This is a genomic window from Xanthomonas sacchari, from assembly GCF_040529065.1.
GTDB lineage: Bacteria > Pseudomonadota > Gammaproteobacteria > Xanthomonadales > Xanthomonadaceae > Xanthomonas_A > Xanthomonas_A sacchari.
Map to the genome: position 1 here is coordinate 2473102 of NZ_CP132343.1, position 19682 is coordinate 2492783.

Below are 19682 nucleotides of genomic sequence, written 5' to 3' on the forward strand. Positions count from 1 at the left end.
ACGCCGGCTGCGCGTGTCCACGCAGCCGGCGTTCGATCAGGCCAGGGATGACTGGGGGTGCCGCTGACAGACGCGAGGTGGCGAGGCCGTGTGCGCCCTCGCCACCATGGCCTCAGAACTCCTGCCAGGCGTCGCCATTGCTGGCGGCGGCCACCACGGGCCTGCGTACCGCCGGTTGCGGTGCCGTGCCGGCCTTGCTCGCGACCCGCACCGCCGGCTTGGCCGGCGCCGCGCGCACCGCGGCTGGCCGCGCGATGCTGGCGACACTGTCGATCTTGAACAGTGCGACCGCATCGCTGAGCTGCCCGGCCTGCTCCTCCATGGAGCGCGCGGCGGCGGTGGCTTCCTCGACCAGGGCGGCGTTCTGCTGGGTGGTCTCGTCCATCTGGGTGACGGTCTGGTTGACCTGCTCGATGCCGGCCGACTGCTCCTGCGAGGCCGCGGAGATCTCGCCCATGATGTCGGTGACGCGCTGTACCGAGGCGACGATCTCGCTCATGGTGCGGCCGGCCTGGTCGACCAGGGCCGAGCCGGTGGCGACACGGCCGACCGAGTCGTCGATCAGCGTCTTGATCTCCTTGGCGGCATTGGCCGAACGCTGCGCGAGGGTGCGCACTTCACTGGCGACCACGGCGAAGCCCCGGCCCTGTTCACCGGCACGGGCGGCTTCCACCGCGGCGTTGAGCGCCAGGATGTTGGTCTGGAAGGCGATGCCATCGATCACCGAAATGATGTCAGCGATCTTCTTGGAGGACGCCTCGATCCCGCTCATGGTCTCGACCACCTGGCCGACCACCGCGCCGCCCTGCGAGGCGACCGAGGCGGCGCCCACCGCCAACTGATTGGCCTGGCGGGCGTGCTCGGCGTTCTGCTTCACCGTGGAGGTCAGCTCTTCCATCGAAGCGGCGGTTTCTTCCAGGCTGGCGGCCTGCTGCTCGGTGCGGCGCGACAGGTCGTCGTTGCCGGCGGCGATCTCGGTGGCGGCGGCATTGATGCTGACCGCGGCGGTCTGGATGCGGCCGACGATGCCGGTCAATTGGTCGGCGGTGGCATTGGCGTCGTCGCGCATGGTGGCGAACACGCCATGGAACTCGCCGTCCATGCGCGCGGTCAGGTCGCCGGCGGCGATGGACTGCAGCAGCGCCGACAGCTTGCCCAGGTTGCGGTCGCTGACCTCCATCATCGCGTTGAGGTCCTGCACCATCAGCCGGAAGTCGTGCTGGAAGTGCGCGGCATCGCCGCGGGCACTGAAATCGCCCGCGGCGGCGGCCGCGGCCAGGCGCTTGATCTCGGTATTGATCGCCAGCAGGCTGGCCTTGGCCGCATCCATCGACTCGTGCAGCACCGCACGACTGCCGGGCAGGCGGCGCGCGTCGCGGCGCAGGTCGCCGTTGGCGTATTCGTTGAGCACGCCGATGGCGTCGACGATGGCGTCCAGGTGCTCGAACATCATGGTGTTGATGCCCTTGCTCAGCTCGCCGTACACGCCCGGGAAGTCCTGCGGCATGCGGTGGCTGATGTCCTTGTCGGCATGCAGTTCGATCATCAACGCGGTTTCGCTGGAGAAGCGCTGCAACTGGGTCTGCATGCGGCCCATCGCGACCAGCAGGCGGCCGGGTTCGTCGCGCGCGTCGGTGCTCACGTCGTTGTCCAGGCGGCCGTCGGCGATGGCCTCGGCGGCGCGGGTGGCGCGGCCCAGCGGCCCGGTCAGGCTACGGGTGATCGTCCAGCCCAGCAGGCCGCTGACCAGCAGGACCGCAAGGCCGCCGGAGATGAGGATGATGCGGCCGCGCGCCATCGCCGCCGAGGAGATCGCATAGGCTTCCCGGCTCAAGCGCCGCTGCAGATCGGCATTGGCGCGGATCGCCGCCTGCTGCCTCTCCATCGCCACCGCGGCATCGCCCAGCAGCAACGCCTGCGCCTGGGTGTTGAGATCCTTCTCGCCCAGCGCCATCACCTGATTGTTGAGTTGCACCGACTGCGCCCGCGCACTCTCGATGGCGGCCATGGCCTGGCGTTCGGCCGGTGTCGCCGGCATCGCCGACAGTGCATCGTGCGCGGCCTTGTAGCGCGCCCGGTTGCGCTGCACGATGTCGATCATCTTCTGGTTGGCCGCATCGCCATCGACGATGGTGATGGACAACAGCCCGATCTGCACGTTGGTGTTGGCATCCAGCATCTCGTTGGAGAGCCGGACCTTTTCCATGTTGCCGTTGACGATGCTGTCCAGTTCGCGATGCGCCCTGGCCATGGTCAGCAAGCCCATGGCGACCAGCACGCCGGACAGCAGGATGAGGATGCCGAACGCCATGCCCAGGCGCCGACCGACGTTGTAGCGTTGCAGAAGTGCGTTCATAGCCGACCTTTCGGGGGACAGAGGGGAACCGGGGCGCAATTGCTGGCGACCAGCGATTGCGACACGACCTGGCAATGCCGTGTCGCACCCTCAATATCGACATGTCGGTGAGAAGTTGAGCATTTCTCACGGAAGTGTTGGCAGACGGTTAGGAAGCTGTCTGCGGTCCTACCGGTGTTGGTGGGCAAGGGCAAAATCCGACGCGGCTCCGACATGCATTGGCGCCCAATAGACCTGCCTTCGCCCTGTCTTTCGTTCGCCTGTGTCGGCGGGCTTGGCGTGCACCGCGCACGCGTGGCGTTGCCGCCGCAGCCGGTCGCCATGCCGGTGGCATGGCGACCGTGCGACTCAGAACTCCTGCCAGTCGCCGCCGACCGCGACCGCTGCGCGCTTGGCGGGCTGCCTGTGCGAACGGGCGGCTGCCTTGGCGACACGCGGTGCGTTGGCCGCAACGGATGGCCTGAGTACTGGGGCCGGGCGCATGCCGCCGGCCGCGTCGCCGATGCTGTCGATCTTGAACAGCGCTACGGTGCTGGTGAGCTGACCGGCCTGTTCTTCCATGGAACGCGCTGCCGCAGTGGCCTCTTCCACCAAGGCCGCGTTCTGCTGGGTGGTCTCGTCCATCTGTACTACCGTCTGGTTGACCTGTTCGATGCCGGTCGCCTGCTCCTGCGAGGCGGCCGAGATCTCGCCCATGATGTCGGTCACGCGCTGCACCGAGGCCACGATCTCGCTCATGGTGCGGCCGGCCTGGTCGACCAGGACCGAACCTTCGGTCACGCGCGTGACCGAGTCGTCGATCAGGCCCTTGATCTCCTTGGCCGCGCTCGACGAGCGTTGCGCCAGGGTGCGTACTTCGCTGGCAACGACGGCGAAACCGCGACCCTGGTCGCCGGCACGCGCCGCTTCCACCGCCGCATTGAGCGCCAGGATGTTGGTCTGGAAGGCGATGCCGTCGATGACCGAGATGATGTCGGCGATCTTCTTCGACGAGGCCTCAATGCCGCTCATGGTCTCGACCACCTGGGCGACCACGCTGCCGCCTTGCGAGGCGACGGCCGCCGCACCCACCGCCAACTGATTGGCCTGGCGGGCGTGTTCGGCATTCTGCTTCACGGTGGAGGTCAGTTCTTCCATCGAGGCCGCGGTCTCTTCCAGGCTGGCGGCCTGTTGCTCGGTGCGGCGCGACAGGTCGTCGTTGCCGGCAGCGATCTCGGTGGCCGCGGCATTGATGCTGACTGCGGCGGTCTGGATGCGGCCGACGATCGCCGCCAACTGCTCCGCTGTGGTATTGGCGTCGTCGCGCATCCTGGCGAACACGCCATTGAAGTCGCCGTGCATGCGCGCGGTGAGGTCGCCGGCGGCGATCGACTGCAGCATCTGCGACAGCGCCTGCAGATTGCCGTCGGCGGTGGCCATCAGTTGGTTGAGACTCTCGACGATGGCGCGGAAATCGTACTGGAAGTAGACGGCGTCGCCGCGCGCGGCGAAATTGCCGGCCAGGGCGGCGGCGGCGAGCTGGTTGATCTCGCCGCTCATGCGCATCAGATTGCCCTTCACCGCAGCCATCGCCGTGGTGATCGTGGCCTTCTCGCCGGGCAGCTGCGGCATGTCCTGGGAAAGGTCGCCGATCGCGTAGCGTTCGATGAGATGCACGGTCTGCATTTTCACTGCGATGTGATCGCCGACCATCTTGTTCGCGTCGTGGACCATGCGCGCGTAGTCGCCCGTGAACGCGCTCTCGTCCATGCGGTAGCTGATCTCGCCGAGTTCGTGGCGGCGCGCCATTTCATCCTGCGCGCGCATCAGGTTGCGCAATTGCGTCTGCATGATGTGCATCGCATTCAGCAGCCGCGCCGGTTCGTCGCGCGCGTCGGTGGCGACGTCGTTGTCCAGGCGCCCGCTCGCGATGGCTTCCGCTGCACGCGTGGCACGGTGCAGCGGCTGGGTCAGGCTGCGGGTGATGGTCCAGCCCAGCAGACCGCTGACCAGCAGCACCATGACACCGCCGGCGAGCAACAGGTTGCGGCCATTGGCGATGGCCTGCGTCGCGTTGGCGTAGGCGGTCTGCAACTGCTCGTTCTGCAGGTCCACGTTCTCGCGGATGTAGCCGTTCCAGGCAAGGGTCGCAGGCCGCGAGCGATTGATCAGCAGGGCTTGCGCTTCGTCGTTGCGACTGGCGAGGGACAGCGCGATGACCTGGTCGTTCAGGGCGCGCGCGGTCGCCCGTGCCGCGTCGATCTTGGCACGCACCACCTTGCCTTTTGCGGAGGGCGGGAACTTGTCCAGCTCGGCACGCAATTCGATGTAGCGCTGACGCTGCTTCTTGATCTCTGCCACAGCCTGCTGGTTGAGTTCGTCGCTGGTCACCATCGCCAGCGTGCCCAGCGCGCCAAGGATCTTGTTGTTGGCGTCGAGCATGTCGTTGCTGATGCGGGTCTTCTCGACGTTCTTCTTGACGATCTGGTCCAGCTCGGTCTGGGCGCGCGACATGGAAAGCATGCCTGCGGCTACCAATAAGCAGGACAGCAGGATCAGGAGGCCAAAGGCGCCGGCGAGGCGGCGTCCGACGTTGTAGCGTTGCAGAAAGGCATTCATGTCGACCTCTTCGTTGACGGTGTCCCTGGGACGTCCAGGTCCTTGTCCCTGTTGGCTCCGGCGGCAGGTGCGCGACCGGAGGGGCGGGCGTGGCGGTCAGAAAAGCGAAGAAAGGAAAACCACTGCGTTGCTGTACAACATGTTTCGCCGTCACCCGAATGTGATATCGGCGTGACGGCACATTCCTCGATACGTCGTTGGTCGTAAGACGGTTCCCGACGCTGTCTGATTCATTTCCCTACGTGGCTCCTCACGCGGTCAGCGGCTGCCATTCGGTGCCGATCGCGTCGGCGATGGCCTGCGCGTTCGGCTGAGATGCCTGCGTGGCATGCGACGTCGCAGCGGTGGCCGAATGGCCGGCCACCACCGTGGCGACGAAGGCTGGGGCAGGGGTGGCACGCGTGGCGTGCTGTTCCAATCGAAACACAGCCACCGCGTCGCTCAACTGCGCGGCCTGGTCCTCCATCGAGCGTGCCGCGGCGGTGGCTTCCTCGACCAGCGCAGCGTTCTGCTGGGTGCTCTCGTCCATCTGCGTCACCATGCGGTTGACCTGCTCGATGCCGGCTGACTGCTCCTGCGAGGCCGCGGAGATCTCGCCCATGATGTCGGTCACGCGGCCCACCGAGGCCACGATCTCCTGCATGGTCTGGCCGGCGCGCTGCACCAGCTGGGCGCCGGTGGCGACGCGGCCGACCGAGTCGTCGATCAGGCCCTTGATCTCCTTGGCGGCATTGGCCGAGCGTTGCGCCAGCGTACGCACTTCGCTGGCGACCACGGCGAAGCCGCGGCCCTGCTCGCCGGCACGGGCGGCTTCCACCGCGGCGTTGAGCGCCAGGATGTTGGTCTGGAACGCGATGCCGTCGATCACCGAGATGATGTCGGCGATCTTCATCGATGCGCTCTCGATGCCGCTCATGGTGTCGACCACCTGGCCGACCACTGCACCGCCTTGCGAGGCGACTGCGGCGGCACCGGCGGCGAGCTGGTTGGCCTGGCGTGCGTGCTCGGCGTTCTGCTTGACCGTGGCGGTCAGTTCTTCCATCGAGGCGGCGGTCTCTTCCAGGCTGGCCGCCTGCTGCTCGGTGCGCTGCGACAGGTCGCTGTTGCCCTGGGCGATTTCGGTGGCGGCGCTGTGGATGTCGCCGGCGGCACGCTGGATACGGCCGACGATGTCGGCCAGGCGCTCGGCGGTGCCGTTGGCGTCGTCGCGCATGGTGGCGAAGATGCCGTGGAAGTCGCCGTGCATGCGCGCGCCGAGATCGCCGTCGGCCAGCGCGCTGAGCAGCCGCGAGACCTCGGCGATGCTGATCGCGTTAGCGTCGAGCAGGCCGTTGAGTTGCTGCGCCAGCATCAGGAAGAAGCCTTGCTTGCCGGTGCGATCGATGCGCTGCGACAGGTCGCCGGCGGCGGCGCTGCGCACCACCGCGGCCACTTCCGCTTCCACCCGGGTCTCGGCGGTGCGGTCGCGCCATTCGCAGACGAAGCCCAGGTGCGCGCCCTCGGCATTGCGGATGGCGGAAATCTCCTGGGCGATGCAGACCTCGCGATAGCGGACCTCGCGCTGCGCCGCGCCTTGCCGGTCCAGCCGCTGGTAGATTTCCGCGTCTTGCGAGTTGCCGACTTCCAGCAGCGCCACCGACTGGCCCAGCAGCGGCGCGGAACGGTCGAACGCCGGCGCGCAGGCGCGGATGTCCTCGGCGTGGGTCTGCAGCAGGGTCTGCAGCGCGGTGTTGGCGTAGATGATGGTCAGGTCGGGATCGGCGATGTACATGCCGGTGGAGGCGTTGTCCAAGGCGGTGCGGATGCGCAAGTTCTCCGCGGCGACGCTGCGTTCGCGTTCGATGCGCTCGCGCAGTTCGCGCTGCATCCGCGCCAGCGCCGCCATTAGGCTGCGCCCATGCCTGGCGGCGACCGGAATCGGCTGATCCAGGCGGCCTTCGGCGATGTGCTGGGCGGCGTCCATCGCCACCCGCGGCTCGCCGCCGAGCAACTGCGCGACCGAGCGCAGGATCCAGGCCGCGGCCGCGGCCAGGCACAGCACGGCCACCAGCACCGCGCCGGCCTGCTGCCAGGTGGCGCGCTGGCTCTGCTGTTCGGCGGCTTTGCGGCTCTGCTCGTTCAGCGCCAGGATGCTGTCGCTGATCGTGTCCATCTCGCTTTCCAGCCGAGTGAACTGCGCGGTGAAGTCCGCATAGGCGGCGTTGCTGTCGCCGTGGGTCTCGGCCAGCGTCACCACCTTGTCGGCGGCGGCGATGTAGCGCTGCAGCGCCGGCCCGGCGGCATCCAATTGCGCGCGCAGGGTGCCGTCCAGCGGCAGCTTCTGGTTGTCGTCCAGCGCCTTGCGGAATTCGCCGGCGTGTTCGCCCAGCGCCGCACGGGCCGCCTTGACCCCGTCCGCATCCTGCCGCGCCGACGCCAGGAGCGCAGCGGTGACATCGCCGCGCAGGGCGTCGTGCATCATGTCGGCCTGCATGTGGTTGCGCAGCGCGTCCGAAGAGGTGACCTGCGCGGCGACCGAGCGCAACAGGCCTTGCTGGGCGCCGTAACCGACCCCGCCCAGTGCGAGCAGGGCGAGCACCGCCACCAGCACCAGGATCCCGAGCATATGCATGATTTTCATCGGTGTGGCCCGATCAGAAACGGAAGGACAGGCCCGCGCCGAGCGCGTGGTCCGGCGAACGGTCGTTGAGGCCGCGGCTGTACACCACGTCCAGTTGCACGTCCTGACTGAGCAGCCAGGCCGAGCCCACGTCTAGCAGGGCGATGGTGCCGCCGTCGTCGGCATGCGCGATCTGCGGCAGGGCCAGTTCCACGAAGGAGCGGGTGCGGTCGTTCCAGGCCTTGCCCAGCACCACGCCGAAGATGCCGGCGGTGTAGCGATGGCCGTTGTCGCCTTCGTCGCGGATCACGCCCGGCATCATGCCCAACGAGACGCTGTCGCTGAGTTCCCATTCGGCTACCAGACGGAACGACGGGCGGGCACCGCTGCCGCGCACGTCGCGTGCGCCGCTGGGCAGGTCCACATGCAGCAGCCAGGCCAGCGAGGCGCCGCCGAGCTCGCTGGCCAGGTGGTGCTTGAGGCCGAGCGAGATGTCGGAGAAGCCGGAGACGTCGTCGCCGACCGGGACGTCGATGGTCTGCCAGCCGTCGGTTTCCACGCGCAGTTCCCAGCTCGGGCCGATGCCGTAGCGGAACAGGGTCGGCGTGGCGTAGCCATCGACATCGCCGTCGCGTTCCCAGGCCACGCTGGTTTCCACCTGCAGGCGGCGGTCGCCGACGGTGAGGCTGGATTCCACGAAGTCGGGGCGATCGGTGGCGATCGGCTCGGCTTCGGCGTGCGCCCCTCCCGCAAGGCCGAACAGGGTCAGACAAGTGGCTAGAACGACTGGCTTCATGGCGCCTCCCGTGGCGGTTCGGTCGGAACCGGGGATCCGGGCGCAGTGCGTCCGGCGCCGAGGCGCGTGCGGTGCCCATGGCGTGGCAGTTCCGCTTTCTATATCGACCCTGAAGACCGTTTCTTTACGAACGTGACGTGCTAAGCGCTCTGCGGCGGCCGACGCACCAGAGGGCTGGAGGGGGCGCGAGGCGCTCGGGCGCCTTGCGCGGATCAGGGACGACCGGGCGGCTCAGAATTCCTGCCACTGCGCGTCGTCCGGCGGCGCGGTCGCGTGGGGGACCGCGCGTAACGGGGCCGCCGCCGGCCGCCGTGGCGTCGCCGCGGTCGCCACCGGGACGGCTGCGGCAGCACGGCGTGCGGGTGCCGCTGCGACGGTCCCCGCCTTGGCGCCGGTCTCCAGCTTGAACAGCGCCACGGCCTGGCTGAGGTGGCCGGCCTGGTCTTCCATCGAGCGTGCCGCCGCGGTGGCTTCCTCGACCAGTGCCGCGTTCTGCTGGGTGGCCTCGTCCATCTGGGTGATGGTCTGGTTGACCTGCTCGATGCCGGCGGATTGCTCCTGCGAGGCGGCGGCGATCTCGCCCATGATGTCGGTGACGCGCTGCACCGAGGCCACGATCTCCTGCATGGTGGTGCCGGCCTGTTCGACCAGGGCCGAGCCCTCGGCGACACGCTCGACCGAATCGTCGATCAAGGTCTTGATCTCCTTGGCCGCATTCGACGAACGCTGGGCGAGGGTGCGCACTTCGCTGGCGACCACGGCGAAGCCGCGGCCCTGTTCGCCGGCACGGGCCGCTTCCACCGCGGCATTCAAGGCCAGGATGTTGGTCTGGAAGGCGATGCCGTCGATGACCGAGATGATGTCGGCGATCTTGCGGGACGAGGTCTCGATGCCGCTCATCTTGTCCGAGACCTGGCTGGCCAGTGTGCCGCCCTGCGAGGCCACCGCGGCGGCGCCGGCGGCCAACTGGTTGGCCTGTCGCGCGTGCTCGGCGTTCTGCTTGACCGTGGAGGTCAGTTCCTCCATCGATGCGGCGGTCTCTTCCAGGCTGGCCGCCTGCTGCTCGGTGCGGCGCGCCAGGTCGTCGTTGCCGGCGGCGATCTCGGCCGCGGCCCCGTTGATGCTCATCGCCGCGGTCTGGATCCGCGTGACGATCGCCGCCAACTGCTCGGCGGTGGTGTTGGCGTCGTCGCGCATGGTGGCGAACACGCCCTGGAAGTCGCCGTGCATGCGCGCGGTCAGGTCGCCGGCGGCGATCGCCTGCAGCAACGTCGACAGTGCCTGCAGGTTGCCATCGGCGGTGGCCATCAACTGATTGAGACTCTCGACCATGAGGCGGAAGTCGTACTGGAAGCGCTCGGCATCGCCACGCACGCTGAAATCGCCCGCCGCGGCGGCGCCGGCCAGGTGCTTGATCTCGGTGTTCATCGCGGTCAGGTTGCGCTTGACCGTGTCCATCGTTTCGGTCAGCACCGCTTTTTCGCCGGGCAGCCGATCCATGTCCTCGGACAGGTCGCCGATGGCATAGCGGCCCATGATCTGCGCCAGGCGCATCTTGACTGCGATGTGCGAGGCGGCCAGGGCATTGCTGTCGTGGACCATGCGTCCGTAGTCGCCGGGGAAGGCGCGCTCGTCCATGCGGTAGCTGATCTCGCCGGCATCGTGGCGCTGGGCCATTTCCTTCTGCGCGTCGAGCACCGCGCGCAGCTGCTGCTGCATGCGCTGCAACGACCCCAGCAACTGTCCCAGTTCGTCGTTGCGCGGGTACTGGATACGGCTGTCCAGGCGGCCGGCGGCGACCGCGCTGGACACTTCCACCGCACTCGCCAACGGCTTGACCACCAGCCGCCGCAGCAGCAGGTACAGGCCGCCACTGAGCAGCAGCGCGGCGCACAGGCCGACGGCGGCGATGGTCCACAGCAGGTGGTGCGCGGGCGCCATCAGCACCGCCTTCGGCACCGCCACGCCCAGCGCAAAGCGCTCCTGGGCCTGGCCGATCTGCAGCGGCACGTACACTTCCACGTCGGTGGCGCCGGTCTGCGGATCCACGGTGTCGCGGCTGACGGTCCTGCCCTGGGCGATGTCCGCCAGCAGGGCGCGCGTCGCCGGATCGCGCAAGGTCTTGCCGACCAGCGCAGGATCGCGGTCGGCGATGATGGCGCCGCCGGGCGAGAGCAGGCGCACGTGGCCGGCGCCGAGCGGGCGCAGCTTGGCCACGCGCTGCTGCAGCGCGGCCAGGCCGAAATCGGTGGTGACCACGCCCAGGAACTTGCCGTCTTCCAGGATCGGCGTGCTGACCGTGGTCATCAGCACCTTCTGTCCGGCGATCTCGTAATCGTAGGGTTCGGCGACGGTCGGGCGCAGAAGCTTGCGCGGATTCAGATACCAGTCGCCGGCGCCGGCCACGTCGTAGTCGCGCAGCGGATCGCGCACGAGTTTTCCGTTCTGCCAGGACCAGTACACCATGTAGCGGCCGCTGGCGTCGTGGCCTGCACTGTTGGCGTAGTCCGCGTCCTTGCCGTCCAGCGCCTGCGGCTCCCACAGCGTGCCGATGCCGGTCCAGTCCGGGTGCTGCTGCAGTTCGCGGCGCAGGCTGTCGCTGAACAGCTCGCGCGCCTTGTCCTGGCCGCGCTGGGCGAGCAGCGCATTGGCCAGCGCCTGGTTGGAGACAGCGGAGGCGCCGATGGTGTTGCCGATGCGCTCCGATTCCAGGCGCGCGGCGTCGGTCATGCCGACCTTGGCCGAGGCGAGCAGGGCGGAACTGCTGCGGGCGTAGATGATGGCGGCGGTAATGCCGAAGCACAGCAGGGCGATCGCGGCCACGCCCAGCATCAGGCGGGTGGCGACACTGCTCGGGCGTGTGGAGGACGTCGTGGGCATCGCGGTCGTCTCGATGGGAGGATGGAGAGCGCGCGCGTCGTGAACTGGAGCTTCTAGCCTGCGGGCACCGCAAACGAAGCGGAGACATGCGCGACCCTTCCGTTATCGGCACGGCATCCCAAAAATTTAGCGGGCGTTTAGGGGCGGTGCGCCAGGCGTTTCGGCGTTGGGGCCGGCTGCGCCCGCACGCGACAGAGACGGCCTTGGCGCGGGACCAGAGCGCTCGGCACTTGCCAAGCGTAAGGCGAGAAATGAAAAAGCCCCGGGAGCGCGTGCTCCCGGGGCTCTTTGACGCTGGATGGACGGCCGCTACGCGGGCTCAGAACTCCTGCCAGCTGTCGTCGCCCGCCGCGACCGCGACCGGACGGGCCGATGGCCGGACCGGGCGAGGAGCGGACTTGGCCGCCGGCTTGGCCGCCGAACGGGCGACCGGGCGAGCCGGTGCGCTGGGAACGCTGGCAATGGTTGGCTGGCCGAGCGGGGCGCTGTTCGCCTCGATCTTGAACACGGCCACGGCCTGGCTCAGTTGCCCGGCCTGTTCTTCCATCGAGCGGGCGGCGGCGGTGGCTTCTTCGACCAGGGCGGCGTTCTGCTGGGTGGTCTCGTCCATCTGCGTGACGGTCTGGTTGACCTGCTCGATGCCGGCCGACTGTTCCTGCGAGGCGGCGGCGATCTCGCCCATGATGTCGGTGACGCGCTGCACCGAGCTCACGATCTCCTGCATGGTCTTGCCTGCCTGGTCGACCAGTGCCGAGCCCTGGGCGACACGGCCGACGGAGTCGTCGATCAGACCCTTGATCTCCTTGGCGGCGTTGGCCGAGCGCTGGGCGAGGGTACGCACCTCGCTGGCGACCACCGCGAAGCCGCGGCCCTGTTCGCCGGCACGCGCGGCTTCCACCGCCGCGTTGAGCGCCAGGATGTTGGTCTGGAACGCAATGCCGTCGATGACGCTGATGATGTCGGCGATCTTCTTCGACGAGGCCTCGATCCCGCTCATGGTCTCCACGACCTGGCCGACCACGGCGCCGCCCTGCGAGGCGACCGTGGCCGCACCGGTGGCGAGCTGGTTGGCCTGACGCGCGTGTTCGGCGTTCTGCTTGACGGTGGATGTCAGTTCCTCCATCGACGCAGCGGTTTCTTCCAGGCTGGCGGCCTGCTGCTCGGTGCGGCGCGACAGATCGTCGTTGCCGGCGGCGATCTCGCTGGCGGCGCCGTTGATGCTGACCGCCGCGGTCTGGATCCGCGCGACGATCGCCGCGAGCTGTTCGGCGGTGGCATTGGCATCGTCGCGCATGGTCGCGAACACGCCCTGGAACTGGCCGTGCATGCGCGCGGTCAGGTCGCCGGCGGCGATCGACTGCAGCAGCGACGACAGCGCCTGCAGGTTGCCGTCGGCGGTGGCCATCAGCTGGTTGAGGCTGTCGACCATCAGCCGGAAGTCGTACTGGAAGCGCTCGGCATCGCCGCGCACGCTGAAGTCGCCGGCCGCCGCCGCGCCGGCCAGGTGCTTGATCTCGTGGTTCATCGCGGTGAGGTTCTGCTTCACCTTGTCCATGGTCTCGGTCAGCACGGCCTTTTCGCCGGGCAGGCGGTCCATGTCGTCGGACAGGTCGCCGATGGCATAGCGGCCCATGATCTGCGCCAGGCGCAGCTTCACCGCGATGTGCGAGGCCGCCAGGGCGTTGCTGTCGCGGACCATGCGGCCGTAGTCGCCGGGGAACACGGTTTCGTCCATGCGGAAGCTGATCTGGCCGGCGTCGTGGCGCTGGGCCATCTCGGCCTGTGCGGCGAGCACCGACTGCAACTGGCTCTGCATCTTGTCCATGCTCAGCAGCAGCACGCCGGCCTCGTCCTTGCTGCGCAGGTCGATCGCATTGTCGAGCTTGCCGCGGGCGATGGCATCGGCCACGCCGATGGCGGTGCCGAGGCGCTTGAGCAACTGGCGGCGGATCAGGATCGCCATGCCGATCGCGGCCACGATCACCAGCAGGTTGCCCAGCAGCACCGCCCACTTGTTCTGCGCGCGCACGGCGGTCAGGGTGTCGGTGCGCTTGGCCAGCAGGCCGCGCTCTTCGCCGATGAAGTCGCTGAGCAGGCCACGGATCTCCTGCATGGCCTTGCGGTCGCGGGCCTGGCTGAACTCTGCGGCGATCTGTGCGGGATCATTGGATTGCGCGCGCAATGCGGTGATCTGCTTTTCCACGCCGGCGAGGCTGTCGAACGCGGCATGCAGCTTTTCCAGCCGCGCCTGCTGGCGCGGATTGTCCGCCGTCAGGCGCTTGGCCTCGGCGTAATTCTTGTCGAACGCGGCCAGGCCGTTGGTGAACGGCTGCAGGTGGTCCTGGTTACCCGACAGCAGATAGCCACGCGCACCGGTCTCGACGTTGAGGGCATCGATTTCCATCATGTCGCCGGTGGCCATCACCTTGTAGGTGTGGTCGTTCATGTCGGCAGCCGTGTTGAGCGAAGACAGGCTGCTCAGGCTGATCGAGCCGATGATCACCGTGATCAGCACGATGACGGCGAAGCTGAGCGCGAGCCTGGCGGAGAGACTGAGATTCTTGAGCGTCATCGTTGTAGTCCTGATGGGTGAAGCGTTGGGGATGGCGTACCCCTTGCCTGAGTCGATGTCCGCGGAGGCGTCGGGCGCTGCCTTATCTATTTCGTCCGTGAATCAAAAAAATTCAATCGATAGTTTTCGTTGAATTAATAGGTTTTGAAGATCGAAACGGATTTTTCAGTTGCACTTGTCTTGCTTTAGCCCGTTCTCAGCCAATGCTGTTCAAATTTGTAGACAATTTGTGTACGCAAGTCTCGTATCGGCGTGTCCTCGGTCTTCTTTAGGAGGCAGTGGTGCGCATTTAGCCTGTTTTCACTTTGTATTCACGCGAACGGGGATGGGGCTCACGCTCTGCCAAGCGCCGCATGTCCGCGCGCGACCTTTGGGCAGCGTTGGACGCGCAAAAAAGCCCGGGAGCGCGCGCTCCCGGGCTTGATTCAGGTGCTCCGGATGCCTTGGGTGAAGGGCGTCAGAACTCCTGCCAGTCACCGCCCGCGACGGCAGCCGGGACGACAGTGGCAGCGCGGTGCGTGGTCGCCGGTGGCGCAGGCTTGCGGATCGGCCGGGGTGCGCCGACGCTGGCGCGTGCCGATGCCGATGCCGATGCCGATGCCGATGCCGGCGCGCGGTGGGGCGCGGTCGGCGCCTGCTGGTCGATCTTGAACAGGGCCACCGCCTGGCTCAGCTGGCCGGCCTGATCCTCCATCGAGCGTGCGGCCGCGGTGGCTTCTTCGACCAGGGCGGCGTTCTGCTGGGTGGCTTCGTCCATCTGCATCACGGTCTGGTTGACCTGTTCGATGCCGGCCGACTGTTCCTGCGAGGCCGCGGAGATCTCGCGCATGATGTCGGTCACGCGCTGCACCGAGGCGACGATCTCGTGCATGGTCCTGCCGGCCTGGTCGACCAGGGCCGAGCCCTGGGCGACGCGGCCGACCGAGTCGTCGATCAGGTCCTTGATCTCCTTGGCCGCGTTTGACGAGCGCTGGGCGAGAGTGCGCACTTCGCTGGCGACCACCGCGAAACCACGGCCCTGTTCCCCGGCACGCGCGGCTTCCACTGCAGCGTTGAGCGCGAGGATGTTGGTCTGGAACGCGATGCCGTCGATGACCGAGATGATGTCGGCGATCTTGCGCGAGGAGGCTTCGATGCCGCTCATGGTCTGCACCACCTGGCCGACCACGTCGCCGCCTTGCGAGGCGACCGAGGCCGCGCCGGTGGCGAGTTGGTTGGCCTGGCGCGCGTGCTCGGCGTTCTGTTTGACCGTGGAGGTCAGTTCTTCCATCGAGGCGGCGGTTTCTTCCAGGCTGGCGGCCTGCTGCTCGGTGCGGCGCGACAGGTCGTCGTTGCCGGTGGCGATCTCGCTGGCGGCGGCATTGATGCTGACCGCGGCGGTCTGGATGCGCGCGACGATGGCGGCCAGTTGTTCGGTGGTGGCGTTGGCGTCGTCGCGCATGGTCGCGAACACGCCCTGGAAGTCGCCGTGCATGCGCGCGGTCAGGTCGCCGGCGGCGATCGACTGCAGCAGCGACGACAGTGCCTGCAGGTTGCCGTCGGCGGTGGCCATCAGCTGGTTGAGGCTGTCGACCATCAGCCGGAAGTCGTACTGGAAGCGCTCGGCGTCGCCGCGCACGCTGAAGTCGCCGGCCGCCGCGGCGCCGGCCAGGTGCTTGATCTCGGTGTTCATCGCGGTCAGGTTGTGCTTGACCGTGTCCATCGTCTCGGTGAGTCGGGCCTTCTCGCCGGGCAGGCGGTCCATGTCCTCGGACAGGTCGCCGATGGCGTAGCGGCCCATGATCTGCGCCAGGCGCTCGGTCACCGCGATGTGCGCGGCGGCCAGCGCGTTGCTGTCGCGGACCATGCGCCCGTAGTCGCCGGGGAAGGTACTTTCGTCCATGCGGTAGCTGATCTGGCCGGCGTCGTGGCGCTGCGCCATCTCGGCCTGCGCGGCGAGCACGGCCTGCAACTGCTGCTGCATGCGTCCCATGGCATTCAACAGGCGGCCGGTTTCGTCGCGGGCTTCGGTGCGCACGGCATTGTCCATGTGACCATCGGCGATGGCCTCGGCGGTGCGGGTGGCCAGGCGCAGCGGCGCGGTCAGGCTCTGGGTGATGGTCAGCGCCAGCAATGCACTGAGCACCAGGGCCAGGACGGTGCCACCGATCAGCAGCATGCGGCCACGGTGCATCGCCTCCAGCGCCGCCTGGTAGCCGCTGGCGGCCTGCGACTTCTGTCGTTCGGCGAACTCGCGAATCTTGCCCTGCCACGCCAGGGTCGCCGGCAGCGCCTCGCGATTCAGCATCTCCAAGGCCTGGGCATTCTCGCCCTTTTGGCCCAGCGCGACGATGGCGTCGTTGATCTTCTTGGCGGCGGCACGCTTGGCGTCCATGTCGGCACGGATGGCACGGCCGGCCGGCGTGCTGGACAGCTTGTCCATCTTGGTGCGGGCCTCGGCGTAGCGCTCGCGCTGGCGGTTGAACGTGTCGAGCGCCTCTTGCCGCATCGTCGCGTTGGTGGAGGTGGTATAGGTGCTCAGCGCCACCAGCACGGAAGCATTGGCGTCGAGCATCTGGTTGCTGAATTCGATCTTCGCCATGCGGTCCAGCACGATCATGTCCAACTGCTTGCGCGCGTCGGCCATGCCGGACAGCCCGATGATCACCAGGATCACCGAAAGAACAATCAGCAGGCCGAAAGCCGCCGACAGACGGACACCGACGTTGTAGCGTTGCAGAAAGCGGGTCATTTCACATCTCCAAGGGGCAAAAAGGCGGCTCGGCGCGCAGGGATGCGACGTCGGCGGTTGACGCGGGCACAGAGACACGGCGTGCGTTGGAGACGTCGGCAGTCACATGGCGTGATGACCGGCGACGCCTCGGGCAGGGCGTGCGAAAGCGCCGCATTCGCGACGGTGACCATGGCGTTGGCATGCCCGGTCCGCACCTGGAATCGCCTGTGGCGATGACCGGTCGTCTCGGTGGATGCGTCCTGGTGTCGCAAGATCGCATGCATGCTGGGCCCCGTGTACGAGTGAAGAAACGACGCGTGTTGCGCTGCGCCGGGGATCCGGGGTGTGTGCGACCTGACGAACCATGTGGCGAAAAACTGCAAGTCGAGCCTGCGCGCATGGCATGCATGCACGAAAAGATCAGTCGTCAGAGCTGGCGTCCTTCCCCCGTTTGGTATTCGACTTCAGCGACCGGCGTGTCTGCCGATCGTTCCCTCTGAAGCGCCGGTGGCCCCCCAGGCCTTGCCGGCACGCACCGATGTAGACAAAAAGCGTGCGCTCAACCTTGTATCGACGGAAGCACAGGATTCTTTAGCGCGGCGCGTGGCGCACACCGGTTGCAGCGTCGCATGGAGGGCTGGGTTCGAGGTGGTGCACGACAGCGGTTGGTCCTGCTACGGCAGTGGCATGACGCCGAGGCGGTACGTTTGAAGCATTCGGCGCCGCTTGCCGTCTCCGGGAACGATGACGCAGGTGCGTCGCCGCCGCGGCGGCGCGTACCGGGAGCGACCGCGCGATGATGCACGGCCGCTCGGTGGCGAGGCTGGCGTGAGCGCGCAAATCGCCTGCCAGGTGCGCTGCCGGCCTGGACAAGCGCGACCGGCCGTGCCGGCGCCGGTCCTGAGTTGCGCTACTACGCGGAGCGCACGTTGCGTGGGGCAGGGCGCATTGCCGGGGCGATGGCGATCGACGCGATCGCGGGCAGCGCGTCCAACTTGAACACCGCCACCGCGTCCTGCAACTGCGTGGCCTGTTCCTCCATCGACCGCGCGGCGGCAGTGGCTTCCTCCACCAGGGCGGCGTTCTGCTGAGTGGCCTCGTCCATCTGGGTGACGGTCTGGTTGACCTGCTCGATGCCGGCCGACTGCTCCTGCGAAGCAGCCGAGATCTCGCCCATGATGTCGGTGACGCGCTGCACCGAACTCACGATCTCCTGCATGGTCTTGCCGGCCTGGTCGACCAGAGCCGAACCGGTGGCGACGCGGTCGACGGAGTCGTCGATCAAGGTCTTGATCTCCTTGGCCGCATTGGCCGAACGCTGCGCCAAGGTGCGCACTTCGCTGGCGACCACGGCGAAACCACGGCCCTGTTCGCCGGCGCGCGCCGCTTCCACCGCGGCATTCAAGGCCAGGATGTTGGTCTGGAACGCGATGCCGTCGATGACCGAGATGATGTCGGCGATCTTCTTGGAGGAGGCCTCGATGCCGCTCATGGTCTCGACCACCTGGCCGACCACCGCGCCGCCCTGCGAGGCGACCGAGGCGGCGCCCACCGCCAACTGATTGGCCTGGCGCGCGTGTTCGGCGTTCTGCTTGACGGTGGAGGTCAGCTCCTCCATCGACGCGGCGGTTTCCTCCAGGCTGGCGGCCTGCTGCTCGGTGCGACGCGACAGGTCGTCGTTGCCGGTGGCGATCTCGCTGGCGGCAGCGTTGATGCTGGCCGCGGCGGTCTGGATGCGACCGACGATACCGGTCAACTGGTCGGCCGTGGCGTTGGCGTCGTCGCGCATGGTCGCGAACACGCCCTGGAACTCGCCGTGCATGCGTGCGGTCAGGTCGCCGGCGGCGATGGACTGCAGCAGGGACGACAGCTTGCCCAGGTTGCGATCGCTGACCTCCATCATCGCGTTGAGGTCCTGCACCATCAGCCGGAAGTCGTGCTGGAAATGCGCGGCATCGCCGCGGGCGCTGAAGTCGCCGGCCGCGGCGGCGGCGGCCAGGCGCTTGATCTCGGTATTGATCGCCAGCAGGCTGGCCTTGGCCGCATCCATCGACTCGTGCAGCACCGCACGACTGCCGGGCAGGCGGCGCGCATCGCGGCGCAGGTCGCCATTGGCGTATTCGTTGAGCACGCCGATGGCGTCGACGATGGCGTCCAGGTGTTCGAACATCATGGTGTTGATGCCCTTGCTCAGTTCGCCGTACACGCCCGGGAAGTCCTGCGGCATGCGGTGGCTCATGTCCTTGTCCGCGTGCAGTTCGATCATCAGCGCGGTTTCGCTGGAGAAGCGCTGCAACTGGGTCTGCATGCGATCCATTGCGCTCAGCAGGCGGCCGGGTTCGTCGCGCGCGTCGGTGCGCACGTCGTTGTCCAGGCGGCCATCGGCGATTGCCTCGGCGGCGCGGGTGGCGCGGGCCAGCGGGCCAGTCAGGCTGCGGGTGATGATCCAGGCCAGCAGGCCGCTGACCAGCAGGACGGCCACGCCACCGGCGATCAGCATGTTGCGGCCCTGCGCCATCGCGTGATTGGCGTTGGCGTAGGCGGTGGCCGTTTCCCGCTCCTGCAAGGCCACGTTCTCGCGGATCTTGGCCTGCAGGGCGGCCGTCACCGGCCTGGCCCTTTCGTTCAACAGCGTTTGCGCCTCGGCATTGCGGTTGGCGTTGCCGAGCGCGATCACCTGGTCGTTGAGCTTGCCTGCAGCGACGCGCTGCGCATCGATGTCTGCACGCAACTGCCTGACGCTGTCGCTGGATGGCGGGAACGCATCGAGTTCCTTGCGCAAGTCGGTGTAGCGCTGACGCGCCTGCTGGATTTCGGCCATCTCCTTCCGGTTGAGCGACTCGTCCGACACCATGCTCAACGCACTCAAGGCGAGCAGGATGCGGGTGTTGGCGTCGAGCATGCCGTTGCTGATGCGGATCTTCTCGACATTGACCTCGACGATGTGATGCAGCTCGCTGCGCGCCTGCGCGATGGAGATCAGACCGGCGGTGACCAGCAGGCAGGACAGTACGATCAGCAGGCCGAAACCGCCGCCGAGGCGGCGACCCACGTTGTAGCGTTGCAGTAACGACGTCATGGTGAAACCCCCTGAGAATGGACAAGTCACTGCGCGTTCGGTACGAAGGGAAACCCCCGTCGTGATGCAGGTTTCATCTGTGATGAAAT

The 19682-nt window shown here is 67.6% G+C and carries 8 protein-coding genes; all 8 read right to left on the reverse strand.

The features are described from left to right. Positions 1–112: 112 nt before the first annotated feature. Positions 113–2356, reverse strand: coding sequence for a methyl-accepting chemotaxis protein (locus tag RAB71_RS10490; RefSeq protein ID WP_104609525.1), 2244 nt, complete (start codon positions 2354–2356; stop codon positions 113–115). A gap of 348 nt (positions 2357–2704) precedes the next feature. After that, positions 2705–4954: a methyl-accepting chemotaxis protein gene (locus RAB71_RS10495; RefSeq protein ID WP_010343296.1), complete on the reverse strand. Its 2250-nt coding sequence runs from the start codon at positions 4952–4954 to the stop codon at positions 2705–2707. 250 nt (positions 4955–5204) lie between these two features. Next, positions 5205–7574 (reverse strand): methyl-accepting chemotaxis protein, encoded by a 2370-nt coding sequence (locus RAB71_RS10500; protein WP_029562130.1) that lies wholly within the window; start codon positions 7572–7574, stop codon positions 5205–5207. 13 nt (positions 7575–7587) lie between these two features. Continuing rightward, positions 7588–8349, reverse strand: a complete 762-nt coding sequence (locus RAB71_RS10505) for a transporter (protein ID WP_010343294.1) — start codon at positions 8347–8349, stop codon at positions 7588–7590. Positions 8350–8580: 231 nt separating this feature from the next. Further along, positions 8581–11229 (reverse strand): methyl-accepting chemotaxis protein, encoded by a 2649-nt coding sequence (locus RAB71_RS10510; RefSeq protein ID WP_104609524.1) that lies wholly within the window; start codon positions 11227–11229, stop codon positions 8581–8583. A 319-nt stretch (positions 11230–11548) separates the two neighbouring features. After that, positions 11549–13801 carry a methyl-accepting chemotaxis protein gene (locus RAB71_RS10515; protein WP_041499746.1) on the reverse strand — a complete coding sequence of 751 codons (2253 nt, stop codon included), beginning with the start codon at positions 13799–13801 and terminating at the stop codon, positions 11549–11551. 457 nt (positions 13802–14258) lie between these two features. Beyond that, positions 14259–16532, reverse strand: coding sequence for a methyl-accepting chemotaxis protein (locus RAB71_RS10520; protein ID WP_082042390.1), 2274 nt, complete (start codon positions 16530–16532; stop codon positions 14259–14261). 895 nt (positions 16533–17427) lie between these two features. After that, complete coding sequence (locus tag RAB71_RS10525; RefSeq protein ID WP_010343287.1) at positions 17428–19593, reverse strand: methyl-accepting chemotaxis protein; 2166 nt, start codon at positions 19591–19593, stop codon at positions 17428–17430. Between the last annotated feature and the right edge of the window lie 89 nt (positions 19594–19682).